This window comes from Hymenobacter sp. 102 (assembly GCF_049949205.1).
Lineage (GTDB): Bacteria > Bacteroidota > Bacteroidia > Cytophagales > Hymenobacteraceae > Hymenobacter.
Map to the genome: position 1 here is coordinate 4371064 of NZ_CP188172.1, position 22667 is coordinate 4393730.

At 62.7% G+C, this 22667-nt stretch carries 19 protein-coding genes and 1 pseudogene; 11 read left to right on the forward strand and 9 right to left on the reverse strand.

Annotation, left to right across the window (positions count from 1 at the left end):
• The first annotated feature begins 56 nt into the window (after positions 1-56).
• Positions 57-1106 (forward strand): SMP-30/gluconolactonase/LRE family protein, encoded by a 1050-nt coding sequence (locus ACN19L_RS18850; RefSeq protein ID WP_426491006.1) that lies wholly within the window; start codon positions 57-59, stop codon positions 1104-1106.
• A gap of 108 nt (positions 1107-1214) precedes the next feature.
• Positions 1215-3014, forward strand: a complete 1800-nt coding sequence (locus ACN19L_RS18855; protein WP_426491007.1) for a peptidase — start codon at positions 1215-1217, stop codon at positions 3012-3014.
• Between the two features lie 88 nt (positions 3015-3102).
• Here ACN19L_RS18855 and ACN19L_RS18860 read toward each other — a convergent pair whose 3' ends face one another.
• The 4 genes from ACN19L_RS18860 to ACN19L_RS18875 all read right to left on the reverse strand — a co-directional run bounded on the left by ACN19L_RS18860 (position 3103) and on the right by ACN19L_RS18875 (position 8760).
• On the reverse strand, positions 3103-5355 hold the full coding sequence (locus ACN19L_RS18860) for a xanthine dehydrogenase family protein molybdopterin-binding subunit (RefSeq protein WP_426491008.1): 2253 nt from the start codon (positions 5353-5355) through the stop codon (positions 3103-3105).
• Between the two features lie 116 nt (positions 5356-5471).
• Entirely contained in the window at positions 5472-6509 is a 1038-nt protein-coding gene (locus tag ACN19L_RS18865) for an FAD binding domain-containing protein (protein WP_426491009.1), read from the reverse strand.
• A 10-nt stretch (positions 6510-6519) separates the two neighbouring features.
• Positions 6520-7551 carry a 2Fe-2S iron-sulfur cluster-binding protein gene (locus tag ACN19L_RS18870; RefSeq protein WP_426491010.1) on the reverse strand — a complete coding sequence of 344 codons (1032 nt, stop codon included), beginning with the start codon at positions 7549-7551 and terminating at the stop codon, positions 6520-6522.
• A 363-nt stretch (positions 7552-7914) separates the two neighbouring features.
• Complete coding sequence (locus ACN19L_RS18875) at positions 7915-8760, reverse strand: universal stress protein (protein WP_426491011.1); 846 nt, start codon at positions 8758-8760, stop codon at positions 7915-7917.
• 326 nt (positions 8761-9086) lie between these two features.
• On the opposite strand from ACN19L_RS18875, the gene ACN19L_RS18880 reads away from it, so the two are divergent.
• Positions 9087-10694 carry a protein adenylyltransferase SelO gene (locus tag ACN19L_RS18880; protein WP_426491012.1) on the forward strand — a complete coding sequence of 536 codons (1608 nt, stop codon included), beginning with the start codon at positions 9087-9089 and terminating at the stop codon, positions 10692-10694.
• Positions 10695-10777: 83 nt separating this feature from the next.
• Here the strand turns inward: ACN19L_RS18880 and ACN19L_RS18885 are convergent, their stop codons facing one another.
• Complete coding sequence (locus ACN19L_RS18885; RefSeq protein ID WP_426491013.1) at positions 10778-11170, reverse strand: hypothetical protein; 393 nt, start codon at positions 11168-11170, stop codon at positions 10778-10780.
• An 87-nt stretch (positions 11171-11257) separates the two neighbouring features.
• Here ACN19L_RS18885 and msrB point away from each other — a divergent pair, with 87 nt between their 5' ends.
• Positions 11258-11707: a peptide-methionine (R)-S-oxide reductase MsrB gene (gene msrB / locus ACN19L_RS18890; RefSeq protein ID WP_426491014.1), complete on the forward strand. Its 450-nt coding sequence runs from the start codon at positions 11258-11260 to the stop codon at positions 11705-11707.
• A 63-nt stretch (positions 11708-11770) separates the two neighbouring features.
• Here msrB and ACN19L_RS18895 read toward each other — a convergent pair whose 3' ends face one another.
• Positions 11771-12349, reverse strand: coding sequence for a hypothetical protein (locus ACN19L_RS18895; RefSeq protein ID WP_426491015.1), 579 nt, complete (start codon positions 12347-12349; stop codon positions 11771-11773).
• A gap of 20 nt (positions 12350-12369) precedes the next feature.
• Between ACN19L_RS18895 and ACN19L_RS18900 the strand changes: the two genes are divergently transcribed.
• From ACN19L_RS18900 to ACN19L_RS18920, 5 genes are all read left to right on the forward strand, one after another.
• Positions 12370-12981 carry a hypothetical protein gene (locus ACN19L_RS18900; RefSeq protein ID WP_426491016.1) on the forward strand — a complete coding sequence of 204 codons (612 nt, stop codon included), beginning with the start codon at positions 12370-12372 and terminating at the stop codon, positions 12979-12981.
• A 240-nt stretch (positions 12982-13221) separates the two neighbouring features.
• The gene (gene uvrA, locus ACN19L_RS18905) at positions 13222-15759 is read left to right on the forward strand and encodes an excinuclease ABC subunit UvrA (RefSeq protein ID WP_426491017.1); all 2538 of its coding nucleotides are present in this window, start codon (positions 13222-13224) and stop codon (positions 15757-15759) included.
• 223 nt (positions 15760-15982) lie between these two features.
• Positions 15983-16249, forward strand: coding sequence for a hypothetical protein (locus ACN19L_RS18910; RefSeq protein ID WP_426491018.1), 267 nt, complete (start codon positions 15983-15985; stop codon positions 16247-16249).
• Positions 16250-16278: 29 nt separating this feature from the next.
• The gene (locus ACN19L_RS18915) at positions 16279-16620 is read left to right on the forward strand and encodes a hypothetical protein (RefSeq protein WP_426491019.1); all 342 of its coding nucleotides are present in this window, start codon (positions 16279-16281) and stop codon (positions 16618-16620) included.
• A gap of 49 nt (positions 16621-16669) precedes the next feature.
• Positions 16670-16945 (forward strand): hypothetical protein, encoded by a 276-nt coding sequence (locus ACN19L_RS18920; RefSeq protein WP_426491020.1) that lies wholly within the window; start codon positions 16670-16672, stop codon positions 16943-16945.
• 133 nt (positions 16946-17078) lie between these two features.
• On the opposite strand, the gene purU is transcribed toward ACN19L_RS18920, so the two are convergent.
• A complete protein-coding gene (purU, locus tag ACN19L_RS18925; protein WP_426491021.1) occupies positions 17079-17912 on the reverse strand; it encodes a formyltetrahydrofolate deformylase in 834 nt (277 codons plus the stop codon).
• A gap of 149 nt (positions 17913-18061) precedes the next feature.
• Positions 18062-18940, reverse strand: coding sequence for an SDR family oxidoreductase (locus ACN19L_RS18930; RefSeq protein ID WP_426491022.1), 879 nt, complete (start codon positions 18938-18940; stop codon positions 18062-18064).
• Between the two features lie 45 nt (positions 18941-18985).
• Here ACN19L_RS18930 and ACN19L_RS18935 point away from each other — a divergent pair.
• Positions 18986-19806: pseudogene (locus ACN19L_RS18935) on the forward strand (IS5 family transposase).
• A gap of 296 nt (positions 19807-20102) precedes the next feature.
• Here ACN19L_RS18935 and ACN19L_RS18940 read toward each other — a convergent pair.
• Positions 20103-20528, reverse strand: coding sequence for a Fur family transcriptional regulator (locus tag ACN19L_RS18940; protein ID WP_426491023.1), 426 nt, complete (start codon positions 20526-20528; stop codon positions 20103-20105).
• A 718-nt stretch (positions 20529-21246) separates the two neighbouring features.
• On the opposite strand from ACN19L_RS18940, the gene ACN19L_RS18945 reads away from it, so the two are divergent.
• Positions 21247-22650, forward strand: coding sequence for an undecaprenyl-phosphate glucose phosphotransferase (locus ACN19L_RS18945; protein WP_426491024.1), 1404 nt, complete (start codon positions 21247-21249; stop codon positions 22648-22650).
• Positions 22651-22667: the final 17 nt, after the last annotated feature.

Sequence of the window (22667 nt, forward strand, 5' to 3'; positions counted from 1 at the left end):
CGCCGCTCGCCATGAAAATCATCCGTGTTCTGTTGTTGCTAATTGTCTGCTTGTTCATGTCCGCTCCCGATGCTTCCGCCCAACTCACGCAGCCACTTTCCACCTTGGAGCCGGTGGCCGAGTTTGGCCGCCACCAGCCCATCGGGGTGGCCGTGTCCCAGCAGAACCGCATTTTCGTCACCTTCCCCAAGAAGCCGAAGGACTACGACTTCGGGCTGGCGGAAATCGTGAACGGGCAGCGCCGGCCCTTTCCCGATGCTCTGTGGAACCAGTGGGATTCCACGAAAGCCGCCGGCCGCTGGGTGAATGTGCAGGCCTTATTCGTGGACCGCAACGACCACCTGTGGGTACTCGACCCCGCCAACCCCGGCGACGAAGCGCCCCTGAAAGAAGGCGTGAAGCTGGTACATCTCAACCTGGCGACTAATAAAGTCGAGCGGATTTACCGGTTTGAGGATTTGCCCCGGGAACGGTCGGGCCTGAATGACGTGCGCGTGGATACCGAGCAGCAGGTGGCGTACCTCTCCGACCCCAAGCTGGCCGCGCTGGTGGTGCTGGATTTGCGCACTGGCCGCAGCCGGTTGGTGCTGCAGGGCCACAAATCGGTGCTGGCCGCCCCGGGCTTCGTGCTGCGAATTGATGGCAAGGAAGTGAAGGATAAGAACGGCAAGCCCTTCAGCAGCAACGTAAACGGCATTGCCCTCACCCACGATTTCCGCTACCTCTACTACCGCGCCATCAACCAGACCAAGCTCTACCGCATTGCCACCGAAGCCCTGCGCGACGCCAGCCTCAGCCCGGCCCAGGTGGCCGCGCAGGTGGAGGAAATAGGAGAGGTGGGCATCTCGCACGGTATGCTGGCCGATGCTGCCGGCAACGTGTACCTCACCGACTCGCCCCACAACGCCGTGCGCCGCGTAACGCCCGCCGGCCGCTTGGAAACCGTGGTGCAGGATGCGCGCCTGCTCTGGCCCGATTCGTTTGGGTTGGGCCCGGGTGGCTACCTCTACCTCACCGCCGCCCAGATTGAGCGCACGCCCAAGTGGAACAACGGTCAGGACCGGGTGGAGTACCCGTTCCGCTTGTTCCGGATGAAGCTGCCGTAGCCGCTTCCCAAAATCGGGTAATCTTTGCGGCCTGCGCGGCCCGGCTCCAACGCAACGGTTGGGGCCGGGCCGCGTCTGTTAGCGCACTTTTCACCCGTTATATCCTGCATGAATCCGATTTTCCGTTCGGCCGCCCTGGCCGCGTTGCTGGGCCTGGCCGCGCCGGCCCTGGCCAAAGGCCCCAAGGAGCTGACCTACACCGTGAGCATGGACCCGGCCACCAACAGCAACGCCTTTCAGGTGAAGCTGGAGCTGCCCAAGCTCAAGAAAGACCAGGCCATCTACCAGTTTGCGGCAACCGCGCCCGGCACCTACCAGGTCATGGACATGGGCCGCTTCGTGAGCAACTTCCAGGCCTTCGATGAGAAAGGCAAGGCGCTGGAAGTAAAGCAGCTCAACACGAACCAGTGGCAGCTCAGCCAGCCCGACAAAACCCGCGAAATCCGCTACACCATTGCCGAAACCTGGGACACCCCGGTGAAGGAGCACAATATCTACCGCATGTGCGGCTCCTCGCTGGAACTGGACCACGCCCTGCTCAACGGCCAGACGCTGCTGGGCTACCCCCAGGGCCTGCAGGCTGCCCCGCTGCGCCTGAAGCTGCAGTATCCCAGCGGCTGGAAGGCCGGCTCGGTCCTGCAGGCCGATAAGGACGGCTACTATCACCTGAAAAGCTACGACCACGCCGTGGATTCGCCCATTCTGCTGGGCCGCCTCACCGAGGCCAGCACCAAACTGGGCAACGCCGACGTGGCACTCTATTGCTACTCGGCCACCGACAAGGTGCAGGCCGAGCCGCTGCTGGGCTACATGCAGAAGATGCTGACGGCCGCCCAGAGCTTCTTCGGGGGCCAGCTGCCGGTGAACCGCTATGCCTTCCTCTACCACTTCGCCGACCGCTCGGCCGGGGCCTGGGAGCATTCCTACAGCTCCGAGTACGTGCTGCCCGAGCAGCCGCTCACGCCCGAGTCGGCGCAGGGCGTGGTGGACATTGCGGCCCACGAGTTCTTCCACGTGATGACCCCGCTCAACATCCATTCCGAGGTGATTGAGCAGTTCAACTTCGTGCAGCCCACCGGCTCCGAGCATTTGTGGCTCTACGAGGGTACCACCGAGTGGGCCTCGCACATGATGCAGCTGCGCGGCGGCCTGGTGCCCCTGGACGACTACCTGAGCATGCTGCACGACAAAGTGCAGTACGACCGCACCCGCGCCGATACCACGTACAGCCTCAGCCGCCTGGGGTTGAACTCGTTTTCGGATGAGGGCCAGCGCCAGTACGGCAATATCTACCAGCGCGGGGCCCTCACGGCCGGCCTGCTCGATCTGCGCCTGCTGGAGCTGAGCGGCGGCAAGCGCAGTCTGCGCGACGTACTGCTGCAGCTGGCCAAGCAGTACGGTCCCAACAAGCCCTTCAGCGAGAAAACCTTCTTCGAGGATTTCACCAAGCTCACCTACCCCGAAATCGGCGACTTCTTCAAGCGCTACGTGCAGAACGCCGAGCCGCTGCCCCTGGCCGAGTACTACGCCAAAGTGGGTATCACCTATCAACCCATTGTGCACACCGGCAAGCAGGTAGCCACGCTGGGGCCCGTGGGCCTGGCCCCGCGCGAAACCAACGTGTACTTCACCCGCGTAGGCGGTCCATTGCAAGCCGCCGGCGTGCAGGTGGGCGACCAATTGGTGGCCGTGGACGGGGTGCGCAATGACTTCACCGGCCTGCGCCGGGCTGGTAGCCGCGCCCCCGGCTCTGAGCTGCCGATTACCATTGTGCGTAACGGCCAGGAGCAAACGGTGCGCGTGAAGCTGGGCAGCACCGAGGAAGTGAAGCGCTACGTGTTCAGCCAGAACCCCAGCGCCACGCCCGCCCAGGTGGCCCTGCGCGAGGCGTGGATGAAAAACCTGTAGGTTTTTCGCACATTGAATGTTGGTAAAAAGCCCGCCCCGGCTATCCTTTGAGAACCGGGGCGGGCTTTTTACTGCGCGTGGCGCAAGACTACCCTTGCACGATTTTATCGGGGGTGAGGGGCAGGGAGCGGAAGCGGCGGCCGGTGGCGTGGTACACGGCGTTGGTGATGGCCGCCGGGGTGCCCACACAGCCAATTTCCCCGATGCCCCGGGCTCCCAGCTCACTGATGTGCGGGTCGGGGATGTTGAGCCACTCCACTTGGATGTCGGGCGTGTCGGCCATGCTGGGCACGTGGTAGTCGGCCAGGTTGCGGACTACGGCGCGGCCGTTGCGCGGGTCGTACTGAGTTTCTTCCATGAGGGCCGCACCCAGGCCCATGGCCACGCCCCCGATAATCTGGGAGTGGGCGGTGCGGGGGTTCATCAGCCGGCCCACGTCCAGCACGGCGCACAGCTTGTCTACTCGTACGGTGCCCGTCAGCTCATCTACCCGCACCTTCACAAATATGGCCCCAAACGAGTAGAGCGAGTAGTTCTCCCGTTCCTCGCCCGGTTTAGCCTCACCGCTGGCTTCCAAGGAAGGTAGCCCGGCCCGGCGCAGAATGGTACCGTAGTCCTCGGACTGAGCGGGGTTGGCCTTGCGCACCAGCCGTCCGCCGCGGGCCTCCAGGTCATCGGCCGCCGCCTTATACAGCGGCGACTTCGCATCCCGGATAGCCAGCTGTTTTAGGGCGCTCAGCACGTTGCGGCAGGCGGCCAGCGCAGCCGGCCCAATGGTGGCCGTGGTGGCCGAGCCGCCGCTGGTGGGGGCCGCCGGGAGGGCTGAGTCGCCCAACTCAAAACGTACCTGCTCCACCGGCAGTCCCAGTCCGTCGGCGCTGATCTGGCGGAAGATGGTATAGGCCCCGTTGCCCATTTCGTGGGTGGCACTCTGCACCAGCGCGCGGCCGTCGGCGAACAGGGTAGCTTTAGCCTGACCGGGGCGGCGGGCGGCGGGGTACATGGTGGTGGCCATGCCGTAGCCGATGAGGCTGTTGCCCTCGCGCATGGAGCGGGGCTTGGGGTTGCGCTTGCTCCAGCCAATGAGCTCCTGGCCGCGGGCGTAGCACTCGCGCAGGTGCTTGCTGCTCCAGGGCTTGCCGGTTTCGGGGTTTTTCTCGGCGTAGTTGCGCAGGCGCAGCTCCACGGGGTCCAGGTTCAGCTCGGCGGCCAGCTCATCCATGGCGCACTCCAAGGCCCAGCCGCCCACGGTTTCGCCGGGGCCGCGCATGGGGCAGGGGGAGGGCAGGTGCAGGTGGTGAAGCTGGTGGGCAAAGCCCAGGTTGGGCACCGCATACATCATCCTAGAAACCCGGGCGCAGGGCTCGGTAAAGCCGCTCGACTGGGAAGAATGGGTCTGGGTATCGTGTTGCAGGGCGGTGAGCCGGCCGTCGGGGGCGGCCCCGAGGCTGAGCGTCTGGCGGGTGGCGGCGCGTTGGCCGGCCACGGCAAACATGTCCTGTCGCCGCCACTCCATCTTCACCGGCCGCTTCACTACCCGGGCTGCCATGGCCGTGAGCACGGGCGGGGCAAACATCCAGCCCTTGGAGCCGAACGCACCGCCAATGAACGGGCAGACGATGTGCACATTGTCCTTGGGCAGGCTCAGCGAGCTGGATACCACTTCCTGCAGGTTTTCCACGCCGCGGGTGGTGTCGTAGAGGGTCAGGAACTCGGTGCCGTTGCGGGTTTCCCAGCGGGCAATGCTGGCCAGCTGCTCGATGGGGTTGTGGTGGGTGATGCCCGATTCGTACACTCGCGTCAGCTTTACGGGGGCGGCGGCCAGGGCGGTTTTGGGGTCGCCCACGGTTACCTGCAGCTTCTCGTCCTGGTTGCCGGTGAAGGTTTCGGGCAGTGTGCGGCGGGTGGAGGCTTCCAAGGTCAGCTCGGGCGGGCGCACGCCGTAGGTCACGCGCACCAGGCTGGCGGCGTGGCGGGCGCGTTCCAGCGTATCGGCCACCACCACGGCCAGGGGCTGGCCAGCGTACTCCACGGTGGCGTTCTGCAACGGCTGGCGAGTTTCCGTGATGCCGCCCTCGCCCCGGAACAACGAGCCGTTCACCTTCTCGGGCATGGGCTGAAGGCGGGGCGCGTTTTCGTGGGTGAGCACGGCCAGCACGCCGGGCGCGCGCAAAGCCGCCGCGCTGTCGATGGCGCGCACGAAGCCGTGGGCCACGCTGCTACTCACGGTGGCACCGTAGGCGAGGCCTGGCACGTCCCACTCGGCGCTGAAGCGCGCCGCCCCCATTACTTTCAGCCGCCCATCAACTCGTTCAAGCGGTTTGCCGGTTGCTTCTACCATCGTATTGAGCTGTTAGCTACCAGCGGTTGGCTGTTAGCTTTATTGTTGAAGTCTGTTTTTTAGTTGCTTGCCGAAGGAAGCCAACGGCTACTAGCCATTAGCTAACAGCGCAATTGTCATTCGCCGCTTACCCCGCCCACGCTGGCGGCGAAGGCCGTGCCGGCGGGGCCCTGCAAGGGCTGCAAGCCGCTGGTTTCCAGCAGAGCACGCACCAGCAGGTTGCGGCCCATCGGAATTTTGTAAGCGTTGTGCTCCAGCGGTTTGGCATCCGCAAAAGCCGCTTCGGCGGCGGCGCGGAACAGTTTTTCGGAGGGCTTCTTGCCGGCCAGCAGGGCCTCGGCCGCCGGCACCCGCCAGGGCTTGTGGGCCACGCCGCCCAGCGCCACCCGCGCCCGCCGGATCTTCTTGCCCTCCATTTCCAGGGCCACCGCGCACGATACCAGCGCAAAGGCGTAGCTGGCCCGCTCACGCACCTTCAGATAGTGGGAGCGGCCGGTAAAGGCGGGCAAATCAATGCTGGTAATCAGCTCACCGTGGGCTAGCGTAGTGTCCTGCTGGGGCGTGTCGCCGGGCAGGCGGTGCAAGTCGGGGAAGGCAATGGTGCGCGAGCCGGCGGGGCCGGTTACCTGCACCTGGGCATCGAGGGCGGCCAGGGCCACAGCCAGGTCGCTGGGGTGGGTGGCTACGCAGCTATTCGAGGCTCCAAACAGGGCGTGTACTTTGTTGATGCCTTGCAGCGCGGCGCAGCCCGAGCCCGGTTCCCGCTTGTTGCAGGCCTGGGCCGGGTCGCGGAAGTAGGGGCAGCGGGTGCGCTGCAACGGGTTGCCGCCCAGGCTGGCCATGTTCCGGATTTGGGTGGAAGCCCCCGCCAGCAAAGCCTCGCTCACGGCCGGGTAGCGGGCCGCCACCTCGGGGTGCAGCGCCGCCGCCGTGTTCGAGACGCCCGCGCCCAGCCGCAGTCCGCCGTTCAGCGCGCTGATGGTGGTGAGGGGCAGCGCCGTCACGTCCACCAGCAGGCTGGGACGCAGCACGTCTTCCTTCATTAAATCGAGCTGGGAGGTGCCGCCGGCCACAAAGGCCGCCCCGGGAGCCGGGGCCACGGCCGCTACGGCCTGGGCGGGCGTGGTGGCCCGCTGGTAGGTAAATGGGTGCATGGGCAGGCGGCTAGGCGGTTTGAATTTCCTGAATGGCGGCAATGATATTCGGGTAGGCCGCGCACCGGCACAGGTTGCCGCTCATGGCCTCCCGGATTTCGGCGGCCGAGCGGCGCTGCTTGTCCTGCACCAGCGCCGTGGCAGCCATAATCTGGCCCGGCGTGCAGTAGCCGCACTGGAAGGCGTCGTGCTTCACGAAGGCGGCCTGCATGGGGTGAAGCGTCTCACCCTGGGCCAGCCCTTCGATGGTGGTTATTTTCCGGCCCTCGCTCATCACCGCCAGCGTGAGGCAGGATAGCGCGCTGTGTCCGTCAATATGCACCGTGCAGGCTCCGCACTGGCCATGGTCGCAGCCCTTTTTGGTACCGGTGAGGTGCAGGTTTTCGCGCAGCGCATCCAGCAACATCACCCGGGGTTCCACTTCCAGCCGGTGCGCTTCGCCGTTGATGGTGAGGGTAATGGGTACGGTGGCCGCGGCGGGAACTGGCATGGGAGCGGGGGTTGAGGAAGTGGCTGCCGGCCCGGCGGCCTCCGCCACGCCAACAAGCAACAGCAACGCCGCAGTAGCCAGCGTAGCCGTTACGAAGGTGCGACGCGACAAGCCCCCGGTTGGGGCCAAAGCTGCCCCGGCAGCAGCCTCCCGGGTAGGGGCCGCGGGGCGCAATGCCTCCAGGGCAGCCAGTACCTGCCCCGTCCGCAGTTCCTGCCCGGGGCGGATGATAGTCTGCCAGCGTAACAGCCCCTGCTCGTCCAGCACCACCAGGGCCCGCTGACCTGCCAGGCCAAACTGCGCGGCTGCCGGCCCGTGGCAATTCAGGGAGTGCCAGCAGGAAACGGCATCGTCGGGGGCGGAGGTACCAGGGTCGAACGCGCGCAGCAGCTGCGTGAAAATGGTGCTCTGATGGGCTTGGGCCGGATTCCACTCCTCGGGGGCAAAGGCCAGCAGCACGGGCTGGCCGCGCAGCTCGTGCAGGGAACGGCCGTTGGGGAGCAGACAATCGGGGGCGGGCGCTCCAAGCGGAAATCTTGGTTCGTCGGACATACAACAGATCAGGTTCAGATCCGCATACGCGAAACGGCACGGAATGTGGCTGCCCCGTATCAGCCGGCAACAGCCGAAGCTACTGCGGATAGAAGGTTACAAGCCAGCAGTAACAGGCACCAAAAGGCCAGTGGAGCATCAGAAGTAAGTTTTTGGGGGCTCTTGTCATCTGCCGCTCATTGGGGCCCGCGGCATAATTCTGCACGGATAGGTCAGGCTGGAGCTCCGGAATTGGTAGCCCGGCAGCTCACAAAAATGCCCCGGTGGCCAAGACAACCGGGGCAATAGTTGGGCAACGCTCGGCGCTGGCTAGCTTTGCGGGGTGGTCATCACGCAAGCAGGTGTATTTCCCCGGCCTACGTTTCAGGCGTGTACCGTCATCACGGGTTGACGGGCATGCAAAGCCACGGCCTCGGAAGTGCTGCTCTGGAACAGGTGGCTGAGGGCAGAGCGGCCGTGGGTGAGCATTACTACCAAATCAGCGTGGGCCTGTTCGGCAAAGCGCGGAATGCCGGTACTCACGCGGGGGGCGTCAAACACCTCGGCCTCGTAGTGGGTGAGCTGATGACGGCGGGCAAAGTTTTCGATGGCGTGCAAGGCTGCCCCGTGGCGGTCGGCGGAGGGTGTCACGTCCAGCAGATGCAGGGTGGCTTCCGGAAACAGGGTCAGGAGCTGGCGCAGCCCCGGCACGGCCCGGTCGGCCTCCGCTGTAAAATCGGAGGCAAAAACCAAGTGCTGCACCGTGAAATTGGTAGCCGGATGCTTTACGGTAAGCACCGGACAGGAGGCCACCCGCAGTATACGCTCGGTGTACGAATCCAGGAAAAAACGCGTCCAGGAAGTGTGCTCGTGCGCGCCCATCACCACCAAATCAATGTGGTGTTCCCGGATGGTTTCCAGCACGGCCGGCTCAAATTCGGCCGTCAGTACCAAGTCGCGCACCGGTACATCGGGCATCAATTGATGAGCCTCTGCCATCCACTCGTGCATACGGCGCTTGGTGGCCTGCAGCAGCTTCAGCATGTACACGTTACTGAGCCCATCGCCGGGCACCTGGCCGCCCGAGGTAGCAATACCGGCGGCCGGGGGAGCATCCACCACGTGCAGCAGCGTAACGTGGCCGCCGCTCCGGTGGGCCAGTTGCAGGGCGGCCTCAAAGGCGTAGTGCGCCTCGCGGGAGAAATCGGTGGGAACGAGCAGATTTTTCATGATGCAGAAACCAGAAATGGGGTGCAGCGAAAAAAACAGGCAACCGCGTGGCCAGCAGGGGAGTGCACTGGAAAATATAGCACCTTTCTTGCTCAAATACAAATATTACTTGTTGAATTATTACAATCTGTAAACTGATTGGCTACAGACCAGCTCTGGCCTGTCCAACTGGGGCCTGCGGCTCCTACGCACACCTGCCGCCCCCGCCGCCCTGCCGTTCCGGCCCCAGGTGTCGGCCGGTGTATCTCGAAACAATCAAATAAGTTGCTGGTACATACCTTTCCGCTTATCCGGCATTATTCTTCCGGGCCTGCTGTTTACCGCGCATGACTTCACCCCTTCGCTCCCTCGACCAGACCACATTTACCAACTCCTTCGTGGAGGAACTGCTCGGCGACCCGTCCCGCGAGAACGTGCCGCGCCAGGTGCCTGGCTACCACTACTCGCCGGTGCAGCCCACGCCCGTAGCCGACCCGCGGCTGCTGGCCTGGTCGGAGGAACTGGCGGCTTTTCTGGGTGTGGTGCGCCCGCCTGAGCAGGGGCCGGCCGTGGAGCTGCTGGCCGGCAACCGGGTGGCCGCCACCATGCAGCCCTACGCCGCCCGCTACGGCGGCCACCAGTTTGGCAACTGGGCCGGGCAGCTGGGTGATGGGCGGGCCATTTCCTTGGGCGAGCTCCGGGCCACGGATGGCAGCTTCTGGGAGCTGCAATTGAAAGGGGCCGGCCCCACGCCCTATTCGCGCCGGGCCGATGGGCGGGCGGTGCTGCGCTCCTCCATCCGGGAGTTTCTGTGCTCCGAGGCCATGCACCACCTGGGCGTGCCCACTACCCGGGCCCTGAGTTTGGTGAGCACCGGCGACGAGGTGGTGCGCGACATGTTTTATAACGGCAACGCCCGCCCCGAGCCGGGGGCTGTGGTGTGCCGGGTGGCCCCGTCGTTCGTGCGCTTCGGCAACTTTCAGATTCTGCTGGCCCACCAGGAGCTGGACAACCTGCGCCAGCTGGCCGATTACGTAATTCGCCACCACTTCCCGGAACTGGGTGAGCCTTCGGAGGCGGTGTACGCGCAGTGGTTCACGGAAATCTGTCGGCGCACGGCCGTGATGGTGGCGCACTGGATGACGGTGGGCTTCGTGCACGGGGTGATGAACACCGACAACATGAGTATCCTGGGCCTGACCATCGACTACGGCCCTTACGGCTGGCTGGAGCCCTACGAGCCCGGCTGGACGCCCAACACCACCGATTTCAGTACCTACCGCTACGCTTTCGGGCAGCAGCCCCGCGTGGCCCTCTGGAATCTGATGCAGCTGGCTCAGGCCCTCTCGCCGCTGGTCCCGGACGCTACCGAAGCCCTGCGCCCCGCCCTCGACCTCTACGCCGCCACTTTCAACCAGACGCGCCAGGCCCTGCTGCTGCGCAAGCTCGGCCTCACGTCCCAGCCCGACGGCCGGCCGGATTACGCCCTCACCGAAGCCCTGCACACCGCTCTGGAAACCTCCGAAGTTGATATGACGGTGTTCTTCCGGCGGTTGTCGCACTTGGTGCCGGCGCTGCTGGCGGGGGCAGATGACCGGGCGACAGTTTTCCAGGCATTCATCGAAGAAGTCAGCTACAACCCGCTGGGTGCCGTGCACGCGCCGTTACTGGAGTGGCTGGCTCGCTACACCGAACGGCTGCGCCAGGAACCGGCCGCGCCCGAGGCCATCCGGGCCGGTATGCTGGCGGCTAACCCCAAGTACGTGCTGCGCAACTACCTGGCCCAACTAGCCATTGAAGCTGCCGAAGCCGGCGACCTGACCGATCTGGAACGGCTCTATCACGTCCTGAAAACGCCCTTCAACGAGCACCCCGCCTACGAGGACCTGGCCGCCAAACGCCCCGAATGGGCCCGCACCAAACCCGGCAGCGCCACCCTCTCGTGCAGCTCTTAGTGAATGCTGAGTTATGAGAGATGAATTATGAAATGAGTACATCCATTTCATAATTCATCTCTCATAACTCAGCATTCCTAATCTCACATTTGCCGGAGCAGCCAGGCGTAGGCGGCGGCTACATCGTCGAAGAGGAGCACGGTGGGGGCAGTGACGAAGCGCATGGCCGTTTCCATGGATTTGCGGGCGGGCCAGTAGGATGGACAAACCCAGGCCACGTGCCGGATACCTTGCCGGGCCAGCTGGTAGTAGTACTCCATACCTACCCAGCGGGCACCCTGTTCCCAGTCGCTGGTCACTTGGCTGTTATCGTTGAGCATTTTGTGGCAGGGACGCTGCGCTAGGTAATGTAGCACTTCCTCGCCTCCGGTCCGGGCTGAATGGGCATCGTGCGCGCCTCTCCATTCTACATAAAGCCAGGCGTGGGCCGGATCGTAAGAAATGGATAGGGAGGGCGTATCGAATAATTGCTCCATGATGGGGCGAAGAGGGGAGGGTCAGCAAAACCGCGTACTTGCTCAGTACCGGAAGATAAGCGAAAAGTACAACATCTACGAACCTATATGCTCCGTTGGATTGATATACTCACGTTTGCCCGTTATGGCAATCCAGAACCCCGGCAGTCCCTGCGGCTTTCGGAGGCGGAGTGGCAGCAGCGCCTCACGCCGCCGCAGTACGAGGTGCTGCGCCGCCAGGCTACCGAGCCGCCCTACCGCAACGCCTACTGCCGCAGCTACGCGCCCGGCCGCTACCACTGCGCCGGCTGCTACGCCCTCCTGTTCGATGCGGCCACCAAGTACCACGCCATTTCCGGCTGGCCCAGCTTCACCCAGCCCGCCACCCGCGGGGCCCTGCGCTACCACTTCGACGACAGCCACCACATGCAGCGCGTGGAAGTGCGCTGCAACCGCTGCGGCGGCCACCTCGGCCACGTCTTCCCCGATGGTCCCGCCCCGGCCGGCCTCCGCTACTGCATCAACTCTGTGAGCCTGCTGCACCAGGGTGAGCCGTAGCGCGAACCTTGTATTTCGCGCCATTGCTGGCAGACAAGCTGCCTTCTTGCCTAAGGTATGGTCTCAATGGGTCGATACTTCTAACTGTAGGTAACGCTCGTAGGGTGGGCGGCTGGCTACCGGAGCCGGTCGTTGCCAGGAACCGCGCCAGGGTTTGGCCCAGCAGGCAGCGGCCGGGGCCGCTGGGGAAAGAAGCTGGCCGGTTGGCTGATAGGTGGGAGCGGGCGGGAAACAGGTGAAATTGTCGCTGCCGGGCAGGGGCTCCAGTGCCACGAAAATGCCGTGTTCTGGTATCCGTAGCCGGTAGCTGCTCACATTAAACCAGTACCAGCCCTGCCAGCGCGAGGGGCAGATGCTGACGTTTTCCGCCAGTAAATCTTCGCCCGGAGTTTGGTCGGGGCCGGGGGCTGCGTAGAGATGCAACCGAACCGGGAGGTTAGGGGAGCCGGGTGAGCCGAAATAAACACGTACAGCACGTAGCTCAGCGGCGCGGGGTGATGCCACCCAGAATGCCAACTGCCAATCCGGTGCGGAATAGCCCGCGGCCTGCGTTGCCGCCGAAACCCGCTGCTGCGCGTGACCCGTCGCCGCCAACAGCAGGAGTGGCAAGCCAAGTAGCAGGCCGTGACGAAACTGAATCATAGTATTCGCTACTTTACAACATGATGTACGCGTGCCTTCTTACATGTCTAATAGCTGCTATTTTAAGGTGTAATGGTTCAGAAACAATACCCTTTACAGCCATATTAGCGGAGCAACAACAGGCTGCCAGAGCGTTTACAGAGATAACGCAAGCAGTAGGCGCAACCGCAACCGTAAAACCTGCAAAAGGCGGCGCGGCGGCATATCAACAGGCTACTTTCAGCCGGTTAAACTCTAAAATAAAGCAAACTACTACGGGCGTACAAATAGATTTGGACGATAATCGGCTGTTGGTGCTGCGGAATGACCGTGCTGAACAGGCAGAAACGGGTGTGCCTACCTACCGCTACCGGGGCACGGACCACCGGAATCAACTTGTCTGGATAACCAAGAATCTATATGAAGAAACCAGACAGCTGCTTATCAGTCAGGAAACTGGTCGGATAACTGAAATAGCCAATGAGCCCCAACTGAACCTAACCAATACCTTGGTATTCAATCAACAGAATGACTGCTATGGAATGTTTGACGACTGCTATCCAGGCTTTCAATTGTGGCGGATCAACAAGGGAACAGTGAAGCTTATTAAGGAAGTGCGCCTGAAAAACTATGTGGTGGTGAGTGGTGGTTGAATTTCAACTACCACCGTACGGGTGGCAATAGTAAGTCTGCCGGAAATGATGAGTGGAAAGAAAGTAGCCGATATGAAACGGCAGTTTTTTGATGTGACGGTGCGATAAGCATGAAAGTATCGGCCGCATAAGTGCAAACAGCTAAGCCGACTATCGGGAAAGTCTGCTGCCAACGGCTTCATTACTGTGCATTCTTTTTGGCCGCCGCCGTATACTGCCTCTCCCACCGGCCCGATCTGTATGCCTGATTCCTCTCCATTAACTACCAACCAAAATGGCTTCGTGCGGGTGCGCGGGGCGCGGGAGCACAACCTCAAAAACGTGGACGTGGACATTCCGCGCGACGCGCTGGTGGTGTTTACGGGCGTGTCGGGCTCGGGCAAGAGCAGCCTGGCCTTTGGCACCCTGTACGCCGAGGCCCAGCGCCGCTACCTGGAATCGGTGTCGCCGTACGCGCGGCGGCTGTTCCACCAGATGTCGGTGCCGCAGGTGCAGGCCATTGAGGGGCTGCCGCCGGCCGTGGCCCTGCAGCAGCAGCGGGGCACGCCCACCACGCGCTCCTCAGTGGGCTCCGTCACCACGCTCTCGAACCTGGTGCGCATGCTCTACTCCCGGGCCGGCGACTACCCGGCGGGGCAAAGTATCGTCTACGCCGAAGCGTTTTCGGCCAACACGCCCGAGGGCGCCTGCCCCACCTGCCACGGCCTGGGCCGCATCTACGAGGTAACCGAGCAAAGCATGGTGCCCGACCCCACGCTCACCATCCGGGAGCGGGCCATTGCCGCCTGGCCCCAGGCCTGGGGCGGCCAGAACCAGCGCGACATTCTGGTAACCCTGGGCTACAACGTGGATGTTCCGTGGCAGGACCTGCCCCAAAAGCAGCGCGACTGGATTCTGTTCACCGAGGAGCAGCCCGTGGTGCCGGTGTACCCCGGTTACTCGCCCCAGGAAACCCAGCGGGCCCTCAAGCGCCAGGAGCCGCCCAACTACATGGGCACCTTCAGCAGCGCCCGGCGGCACGTGCTGCACACCTTCGCCACCACCCAGAGCCCGCTCATGAAGAAACGGGCCCTGCAGTACATGCTGAGCACCGAGTGCCCCACCTGCCACGGCAAGCGCCTGCGCCGGGAGTCCTTGAGCGTGACATTTGCCGGGCTGGATATTGCCGACTTCTCGGCCCTGCCGCTTAAGCGGGTGGAAGCCCTCATCCGGCCCTTCGCCGAGGGCAAAGCCCGCCCCCAGGCCCACGACCAGGACCACCCCGAGCAGGCCGAGGTAGCCCGCCGCATCACCCAGGATTTGTGCGCCCGCCTCACGGTGCTGCTTGATCTGGGCCTGGGCTATCTGTCACTGGAGCGCAGCACGCCCACGTTGTCGCCGGGGGAGCTGCAGCGGCTGCGGCTGGCCACCCAGCTGTATTCCAACCTGTTCGGGGTGGTGTACGTGCTCGATGAGCCCTCGGCCGGCCTGCACCCCTCCGATACCCAGGCCCTGCTGAAAGCCCTGGCCGGACTGCGCCAGGCCGGCAACTCCCTGTTCGTGGTGGAGCACAACCTCGACGTGGTGCGCCAGGCCGACTGGCTGGTGGACGTAGGCCCCGCCGCCGGCGAGTTGGGCGGTCAAATCCTGTACAGCGGCCCGCCCGCAGGCTTGGCCGATGTGGAGGATTCCCAGACCCGCCGCTTCCTGCACCCGGCCGCTCGCTCAGGTGAGGCTCGCACGGTACGCCACCCGCAGGGCTGGCTGCAACTGGAAGGCGTGCATCGCAACAACCTGCACAACCTGAGCGTGCAGCTGCCGCTGGGCGTGCTCACCACCGTTACGGGCGTGTCAGGCTCGGGCAAGTCCAGCCTCATCAGCCAGGTGCTGGTGGAGCTGGTGGCCGGGCAGCTGGGCCAGGCGGTGGAAGCCGAAGAAGAAACCGAAACCGACCCGCTGGAACGCGCCGCCGCGCCCGAAACCGGTGGCCGCATCGTTGGTGGCCTGGAAACCATCAAGCGGCTGGTGCGCGTGGATCAGAAGCCCATCGGCCGCACGCCGCGCTCCAACATGGCCACTTACACCGGCTTGTTCGACCATGTGCGCAAGCTGTTTGCCGCCACTCCCGAGGCCCGCAAGCGCCGCTACGACGCCGGGCGCTTCAGCTTCAACGTAGCCAAGGGCCGCTGCGAGAACTGCCAGGGCGAAGGGTTTGTGATGGTGGAATTGCTGTTTCTGCCCTCCGTGTACGCGCCCTGCCCGGTGTGCCACGGAGCCCGCTACAACGCCAAAACCCTCGAAATCCAGTACCAGGACAAGAACATTGCCGAGGTGCTGAACCTGACGGTGGACGCGGCCTGGGAGTTTTTCCAGGGCGAAGCCGCCGTGCACCGCGCCCTTACGGTGCTGCGCGAAGTGGGCCTGGGTTACCTGCGCCTGGGCCAACCGGCCACCGAGTTGAGTGGGGGCGAGGCCCAGCGCATCAAGCTGGCCACCGAGCTGCAGCGCACCGGCCGCGGCAACTCCCTTTACGTGCTCGACGAGCCAACCACCGGTCTGCACCCCGCCGACGTGGAGCGCCTGCTGGTGCAGCTCCAGCGCCTCACCGACGCGGGCAACACCGTAGTAGTGGTGGAACACGACATGCGCGTGGTAGCCGCCTCCGACTGGGTGCTGGATATGGGCCCCGGGGCCGGCGACGAAGGTGGCCAGGTAGTAGCCCAGGGCCCGCCCGCCGAGGTGGCCCGGGCAAAAGCCAGCAAAACGGCTCCGTTCCTGCGGCGGTTTCTGGTGGAGTAGCCGGGTGGAGTCTGCCGGATCGGGGAGGAAGACGGGGTGCCGGAAGCCCGGTCCGGCGGTGCCGGGCAGAATTTGCGTATCTTTCAGAAACGGTGTTTTCTTACGGAAGCGCCTGATCCGCGTGCTGCCTGCAACCGGCCACGCGTTACTTGCCGAAGCCGGGTTCCAGGTTCGGTTTACCGCCCCGCCATCCGGTCCGGCGTCCCATTTACGGGTTTCTTCCATGTCCGCCTTCTATCAGCCAACCGCCGCGCTTTTGCGGTCATTTGGCTTCACGCAGTTTGCCTCCCCGGCGGGGCAAACCCGTTTCAGCCGCCCCAGTGAGTGCGGCCAGGAAACCATTGTGCTCTACTCGGATGATGAGCTGACGTTGCTGGAGGCCGTGAATGGGCAGCTATTGTATTGCTTTCAGGGGCGGATAGCGTCGGAAGCCGAGTTCCGGGTACTGCTGCGGCAGGTAAACTGGCCGGCTGAAGTACAGACTACCTGACTTCTATTCATTCTTTTTCATCGATTCACATGACCGATTCTTACCTGCGAAGCCTGGGCTTTGCCGCTACCGACAATGCCCCCAGTGCCCAACGCCCGCCATTTGCCCACGCTTGGCGCTACCAGCACGAAATTCTAGCCCAGGATGGGGCCCGGCTGTTCATTGAGCACCCGTTGGGTATTGAGGCCTGTCGGCTAAGTCTGCTGGCCGCGCCGCTGGCCGCGCAGGATATACTGGCTTCCGTCGGCCTGCACGACCGGCCTGGGCTGGAAGCCGCCGTGCAGGCCTTTTTTGCAGCGCACGGCGGCGTGGGGCAGCCGGCACCGTACGTGGCTCCCGGCATGTTTCGGCCCTACCGGCGGCAGGAGTAGCCAAGGGTTTAGGCTTTTTTCTGGTTTCTGATTTTTGCGTACCTGGTAGATGGATAAGGATTTGCAATTGAGTCTGGCAAATAATGCCAAGGAGTGGCTGGCACTTTCGCTTTCCATTTCATCCGCCGAAAAAGAGGCCTTTACAAAAGTGCACGACGGTTTTTTTGTTACGTATGGTGCCGCATTTATGGCCCACGTGTATCGCCTCACCTTTGAGCAGGCCCTGCAAAGCATGCCGGAGCAGGAGCGGAGTCGGTTGCTGGTCACGTTCCGGGAAGCTATGGGCCGGGCCATTGATGAGCATTACACGTCCACGCCATCGTAGCGGGCGTATCCGGGGGCGGTTGAGCCGGCCTGAAGTTGCCCGCTACTACAATGGCCCTTTTGGCAGCACTGCACAAGTGCTGCCAAAAGGGCCATTGTAGTAGCGGGCTGCGAATGAAGCGGAGCAGATTCGCCTATTCGAACACGATGGTTTTGTTGCGGTGCACGGCTACCTGCTCCCGGAATACCAGCGTGAGGGCCCGGGCCAAAGTCAGTTTCTCCACGTCGCGGCCGGCCTGGGCCATGTCGTGGGCGTTCTGGGTGTGGTCCGTGGGGATGACGCTCTGGGCAATGATGGGGCCTTGGTCGAGCTGGTCGGTAACGAAGTGCGCCGTGGCCCCGATGCTCTTTACGCCCCGGGCATAAGCCTGCGCATACGGACTGGCCCCGATGAAGGCCGGCAAAAAGCTGTGGTGAATGTTGATGAGCCGCTCGGGAAAATTCGCCACGAACTCCGGCGACAAAATGCGCATGTAGCGGGCCAGCACCACAAACTCCGGCTCGTAGTGCTGAATCTGCTGCAGCACGGCCGCCTCGTGCGCCTCCCGCGAAACGCCCTCGGCGCTGATGTGGTGGTAAGGCACATTCAGGCGCTCGGTCAGCCCGCGCAGGTTATCGTGGTTGCTGATGACAGCCAGGATTTCGGCGTGCAGTTGCCCAAAAAAGTGGCGCACCAGCAGCTCCGACAGGCAATGATGTTCCTTGGTGGCCAGTACCACAATGCGGCGGGGCTGGTCGTCGCGCAGCCGGATGCGGGCCGTGGTGGGCAGGGCCGCCCGCAAGTCGGACAGTAGCGCCTCCGGTTCGCAGGCTCCTTCAAACTCAGTGCGCATGAAGAAGTGGCTGTCCTCACGCTCCACAAACTCGCCGTTGCGCAGCACGTTGAGCCTGTGGCGGTACAATACCTCGGTCACGCGGTACACCAGCCCCGGTTCGTCGGGGCAGTCAATTAGTAGAAAATGCAGCATAAGAAAACGCAAAAACGGTGCGAAACCGCAAGATAGGGCCAACGCGCCAGCCACAGCAGCCCCGGGCTGGGGGCGGGCTGCACCTTAAACGCCAGTGGCCCCGCTACGCGCGGGGCCACTAGTAAGATTTCAGCCAGTGTACGCTGTGCTCAGCCGGCCTTGGGCATGCCGCCGGTTACTTCCAGCAGCGCGCCGGTAGCGTAGCTGCCATCCTGGGAGGCAAAATACACGTAGGCTGGGGCCAGTTCTTCGGGCTGGCCGGGGCGGCCCAGATGGGTGTCTTCCCCAAACTTCTTGAGGTCCTCTTTCAGCATGGTGCCCGGGATAAGGGGCGTCCAGATAGGGCCGGGGAGTACGGCATTTACCCGGATTTTTTTCTTGCCCAGGTACGCGGCCAGGCCTTTCGTGAAGGTGTGAATGGCACCCTTCGTGCTGGAGTAATCCAGCTGATGCGGGTGACCCAGCAGCCCCACAATGCTGCCGGTATTAATGATGTAGTCGCCTTCCTTCATGAAAGGTATGGCAGCCTGAGCCATGAAAAAGTAGCCCTTAATGTTGGTGTCGAAGGTGCGGTGAATATTTTCCTCCGGAATAGTTTCAAAGTTTTCGTAGCCCATCTGGTAGGCGGCGTTATTCACCAGAATATTGAAGCCGCCCAACTCGTGGTAGGTGCGGCGCACAGCCTCCCGGCACTCGGTGGCGGAGCGTACATCGCACTGAATAGCCAGAAATTTTCGGCCCTGCGCCTCCACCGCCTGGCCCACTACGGCGGCGTCCCCGGCGTTGGTCTGGTAGAGGATAGCTACATCGGCACCCTCCATGGCAAACGCCAGGGCCACCGCCCGCCCGATGCCGGAGTCGCCGCCAGTGATGAGAGCTACTTTGCCGCGCAGCTTATCTGCCGCCCGGTAATTCGACATATCCCAGTCGGGCTTCACCTCCATGCTCTCCTCGGCGGTGGGGTAGCTGGTGGGTTTAGGGTTGATTTCGTTATTAGTGGGCCGGGGTTCGTTCTGTTCCGTGTTCATACAGCCTAGGCTGTGTCTGAAAAGTGGTGTTGCTTAACTTAGAGTATGGCAGCACGATACGAGTTAACGGATGCGCAGTGGGTCGTGGTGGCAGCCGAGTTGCCACCGCAGCGCACGGGCCGGCCGCGGCGCGACGACCGGCCGCTGTGGAACGCGTTGTTGTGGATCCTGTGCACGGGTGCGGCGTGGCGGGACTTGCCGGCGCGCTACGGCCCGTGGCAAACGGCTTACGAGCGGTTCCGGCGCTGGTCCTCGGACGGCACCTTCGAGCGGGTGCTGGCCGCCTTGCGCTTACGCCTGGACCAAGATGGGCTGCTCGACCTGGACACGTGGCTGGTGGACTCGACCACGGTGCGCGCCACGAAAAGCGCGGCCGGCGGGGCGAAAAAAAAGCCCAGTGCCTCGGGCGCAGCCGCGGTGGTCTGACCACGAAGCTGCACGTGGTCTGCGACGGAGCGGGCACGCCACTGGCCCTGCAGCTCTCGGCCGGGCAGCGCCACGACGCGCCGCAGTTCGAGCCCTTGTGCGAGCAGGTACGCGCCCGCCGCCGACCGCGTCAGCTCATTGCCGACCGCGGCTACGACGCACAGCACATCCGCCGCTGGCTGCGCCGGCGCCGCATTCGCGCGGTCATTCCGCGGCGCCGGCCTGCCGCAGGCCAGCACTGCCGCCGACGCGGCCGCCCGCCGCGCATCGAGCCGCAACGGTATGCCTGCCGCAACGTCGTAGAGCGCTTTTTCGGTTCGCTCAAGGAGCACCGCCGCGTGGCTACTCGCTACGACAAACATGATGCACACTTCCTCAACATGGCCTTGTTGGCCTGTATTCGGCGCATTTTGCAACACCACTTTTCAGACACAGCCTAGTTAGTTGACTAACCAGTACGGCCTTCAGGCTGTAAGGACTGACGAGAGCAGAATATTGTGTGCATGTGGCTCAGGATGCGACAGGCGCACCGGGGGCTTCGCGCCGCTACCGAGGCAGCCGGCGAAGGAATAGCAGTGGCGCGATGTGCCGGAGAATCCCGGGTTGTGTTGCTCCCCACCCGGTCAGGAAGGTACGCTGGCGGGTTTCGTGCCCATGCGCCAGTTGCCCGGTTTGCCCGATTTTGTCAGACACGTAGGCGGGCAGCGGAGTAGGCAGATGAGGGGGCGGCAGACGCTTACGGCTGGCACTGCTGGCACACACCAGCCAGCAGATAGTCGCGGGTCTGAGCCTGAAAGCTGGGCGGCAGCGTCACGGCCGGAATAGCCACTTGGTTGAGGCAGAAGATGTGCTGGCAACTGGTGCATTTGAAATGCACGTGGTCGTCGAAGTGAGCCTGCGCGGTGCAGCCAACGGCGCAGGCCGCGTACCGCACCGTGTCGCTGGTATCAATTACCCGATGAATCAGCCCGCTTTCTTCAAAAGTTTTAAGGGTGCGGTACAGCGTGATTCGGTCTACGTCTTCGCGCAGCTGCTGTTCTACCTCGTGGCCCGATAAGGCAAACGGCGAGCCGGACAATACCTGCAGCACCGCCCGCCGCACGGGAGTGTGGCGCAGCTTGTGCCGGGTCAGAATCTGAGCAATAGAATCGGGAGCAGCCATGATAGCGCAAAGATACGAGGTAAGCAGCAGGCCGCAGTGCAGGTGCTGCTCAGGCCCGGCAATACCTGCAACGCGCCACCACAAAAAAGGCCCCAACTCGTCAGCTGGGGCCTTTGTGTTGCAATAGGAAGCTCTTGCCAGCAGACACACACCTGTAACTGACTGGCAGACGAAACTACGAAAAAGCTCGATAGAGCGTTATATATCCAAGTTGAAAAATAAGATATGTCTTCGTTTTGAATTGATAATGAGTGTTTTGTATCCTGAAAAGAAGGGTATTCAGCTTCTGGCAGACAGTTAAGCTGGCGAACAATCAGGGGGTAGCAGGGGAAATGCCCGGCATTGGGGCAGGGAAGGGGCCATCCCCTGTGCCAGGTGTGTGGAGTTGGCTGCGCTAGAGTCCCATCCCGGCTGTATTTATTCATGCAGAAGTTACCCGGCTTGCTGGTGGTAGCTTACCATAGGGTGCTGAGGTGGTTGGGTAAGAGGACAGGGCGCGCAGGGAACACTCGCGCACGACAAAATCAGTGCTTCAGCTGCCATGCGGATTTAATCAAATAAAGGATTTCTAGTCTTTATTTATAAAAAAGTAATAAAAATTATTGTTTAAAACATAAATATTGCTTCCTTTGTAGAAGTTCGAAGTTGCTTCGATTTGCTCTGTTCTGTTCCCACCATCCTGCTTGAGTCTATTGCGCACACCTCTCCTCTGCATCGCATGGAACGTTACCGGCACTACTCAGACGCTTCCCGCATCATTCTGCCCCTGGTAGATGTGCTGCTTATTTTCGGGGCTTTCCGGCTGGCAGGCTACCAGCACCTGGGGAGCTGGGAGTTTAACAGCTACTACCCGTTTTTCTACGCCATTTTTGCGCTGCTATGGTGGATTCTGTCGGGGCAGTTTGCTAACATCTACCGCACCGACCGGCTGATTACCTACCCGGAAAAACTCCTGTACCTGATGCGCACCTTCGTGTTGCACAGCGGGGTCGTGCTGCTGGCCATATTGCTGCTGGGCCTGTACTGGCCCCCGGCCGAGTACCTGTTTGCCGTGTACAGCTTTGCGGTAACGGGCGTGGTGGCCGGCCGCTTTCTGCTTACGTTTCTGTACCGGGCCTACCACCGGCATCTGGCCCATCCCAGTCGCCGCTTCGTGATTGTGGGGGCCGGGCCCAGCGGGCAGGAACTGTACCGTTTCCTGGAGTCGCATGACCCGATTGGAAACCAGTTTATGGGCTTTTTCACGGATGCGGCAGCAGCTTTGCCCGATGCTCTGCGGCCACTGGTGCAGGGCCGCCTGGCTGAGCTGAAAACCTATTGCCTGCACGAGCAGATCGACGAAATCTACTTTGCCATGCCCCTGGACCGGCGGCAACTGATTGAGGACCTGTCGCGCTTCGCCGACGACCACTTTCTGGCTTTTCGAATCGTACCTGATTTTCGCGGCACCGTCCGTAAAGATGTGAACGTGTACTTCTACGACCACCTGCCAATCCTTACCATCCGGCACGAGCCTCTGGGTATTCAGGCCAATCAGGTGCTGAAGCGGCTGTTTGATATTGCCTTTTCACTGGCCGTTATCCTGCTGCTGTTTCCGGTGGTCCTGTCCGTGCTGGCCATCATCATCAAACTGGATTCGCCAGGCCCGGTTTTCTTTAAACAGATGCGGCCCGGCAAGCGCAATCAGCTGTTTCCGTGCTACAAGCTGCGCACCATGCGCACCAACCACGGCCAGACGGAGCTGCAGGCCACCAAGGGCGACGCGCGCATCACCCGGGTCGGCCGCTACCTGCGCAAATACAACCTCGACGAACTGCCCCAGTTCTTCAATGTGCTGCTGGGCCACATGTCGGTGGTGGGGCCGCGCCCCAACATGATTTCGCAGCTGGAAGAATACAGTAAGCACATCCGCACCTATCAGATGCGCCACGCTGTTACGCCTGGCATTACCGGGTATGCGCAGGTGAACGGCTACCGGGGCGAAACCCGGGAGGCCGGCACCATGGAAAAGCGCGTGGAATACGACCTGAAATATGTGGAAAACTGGTCGTTCGGGCTGGATATGAAAATTATCTTCCTCACCGTATGGAATATGGTACGCGGTGAGAAGAATGCCTACTGAGCAACGAATGCGTAAAG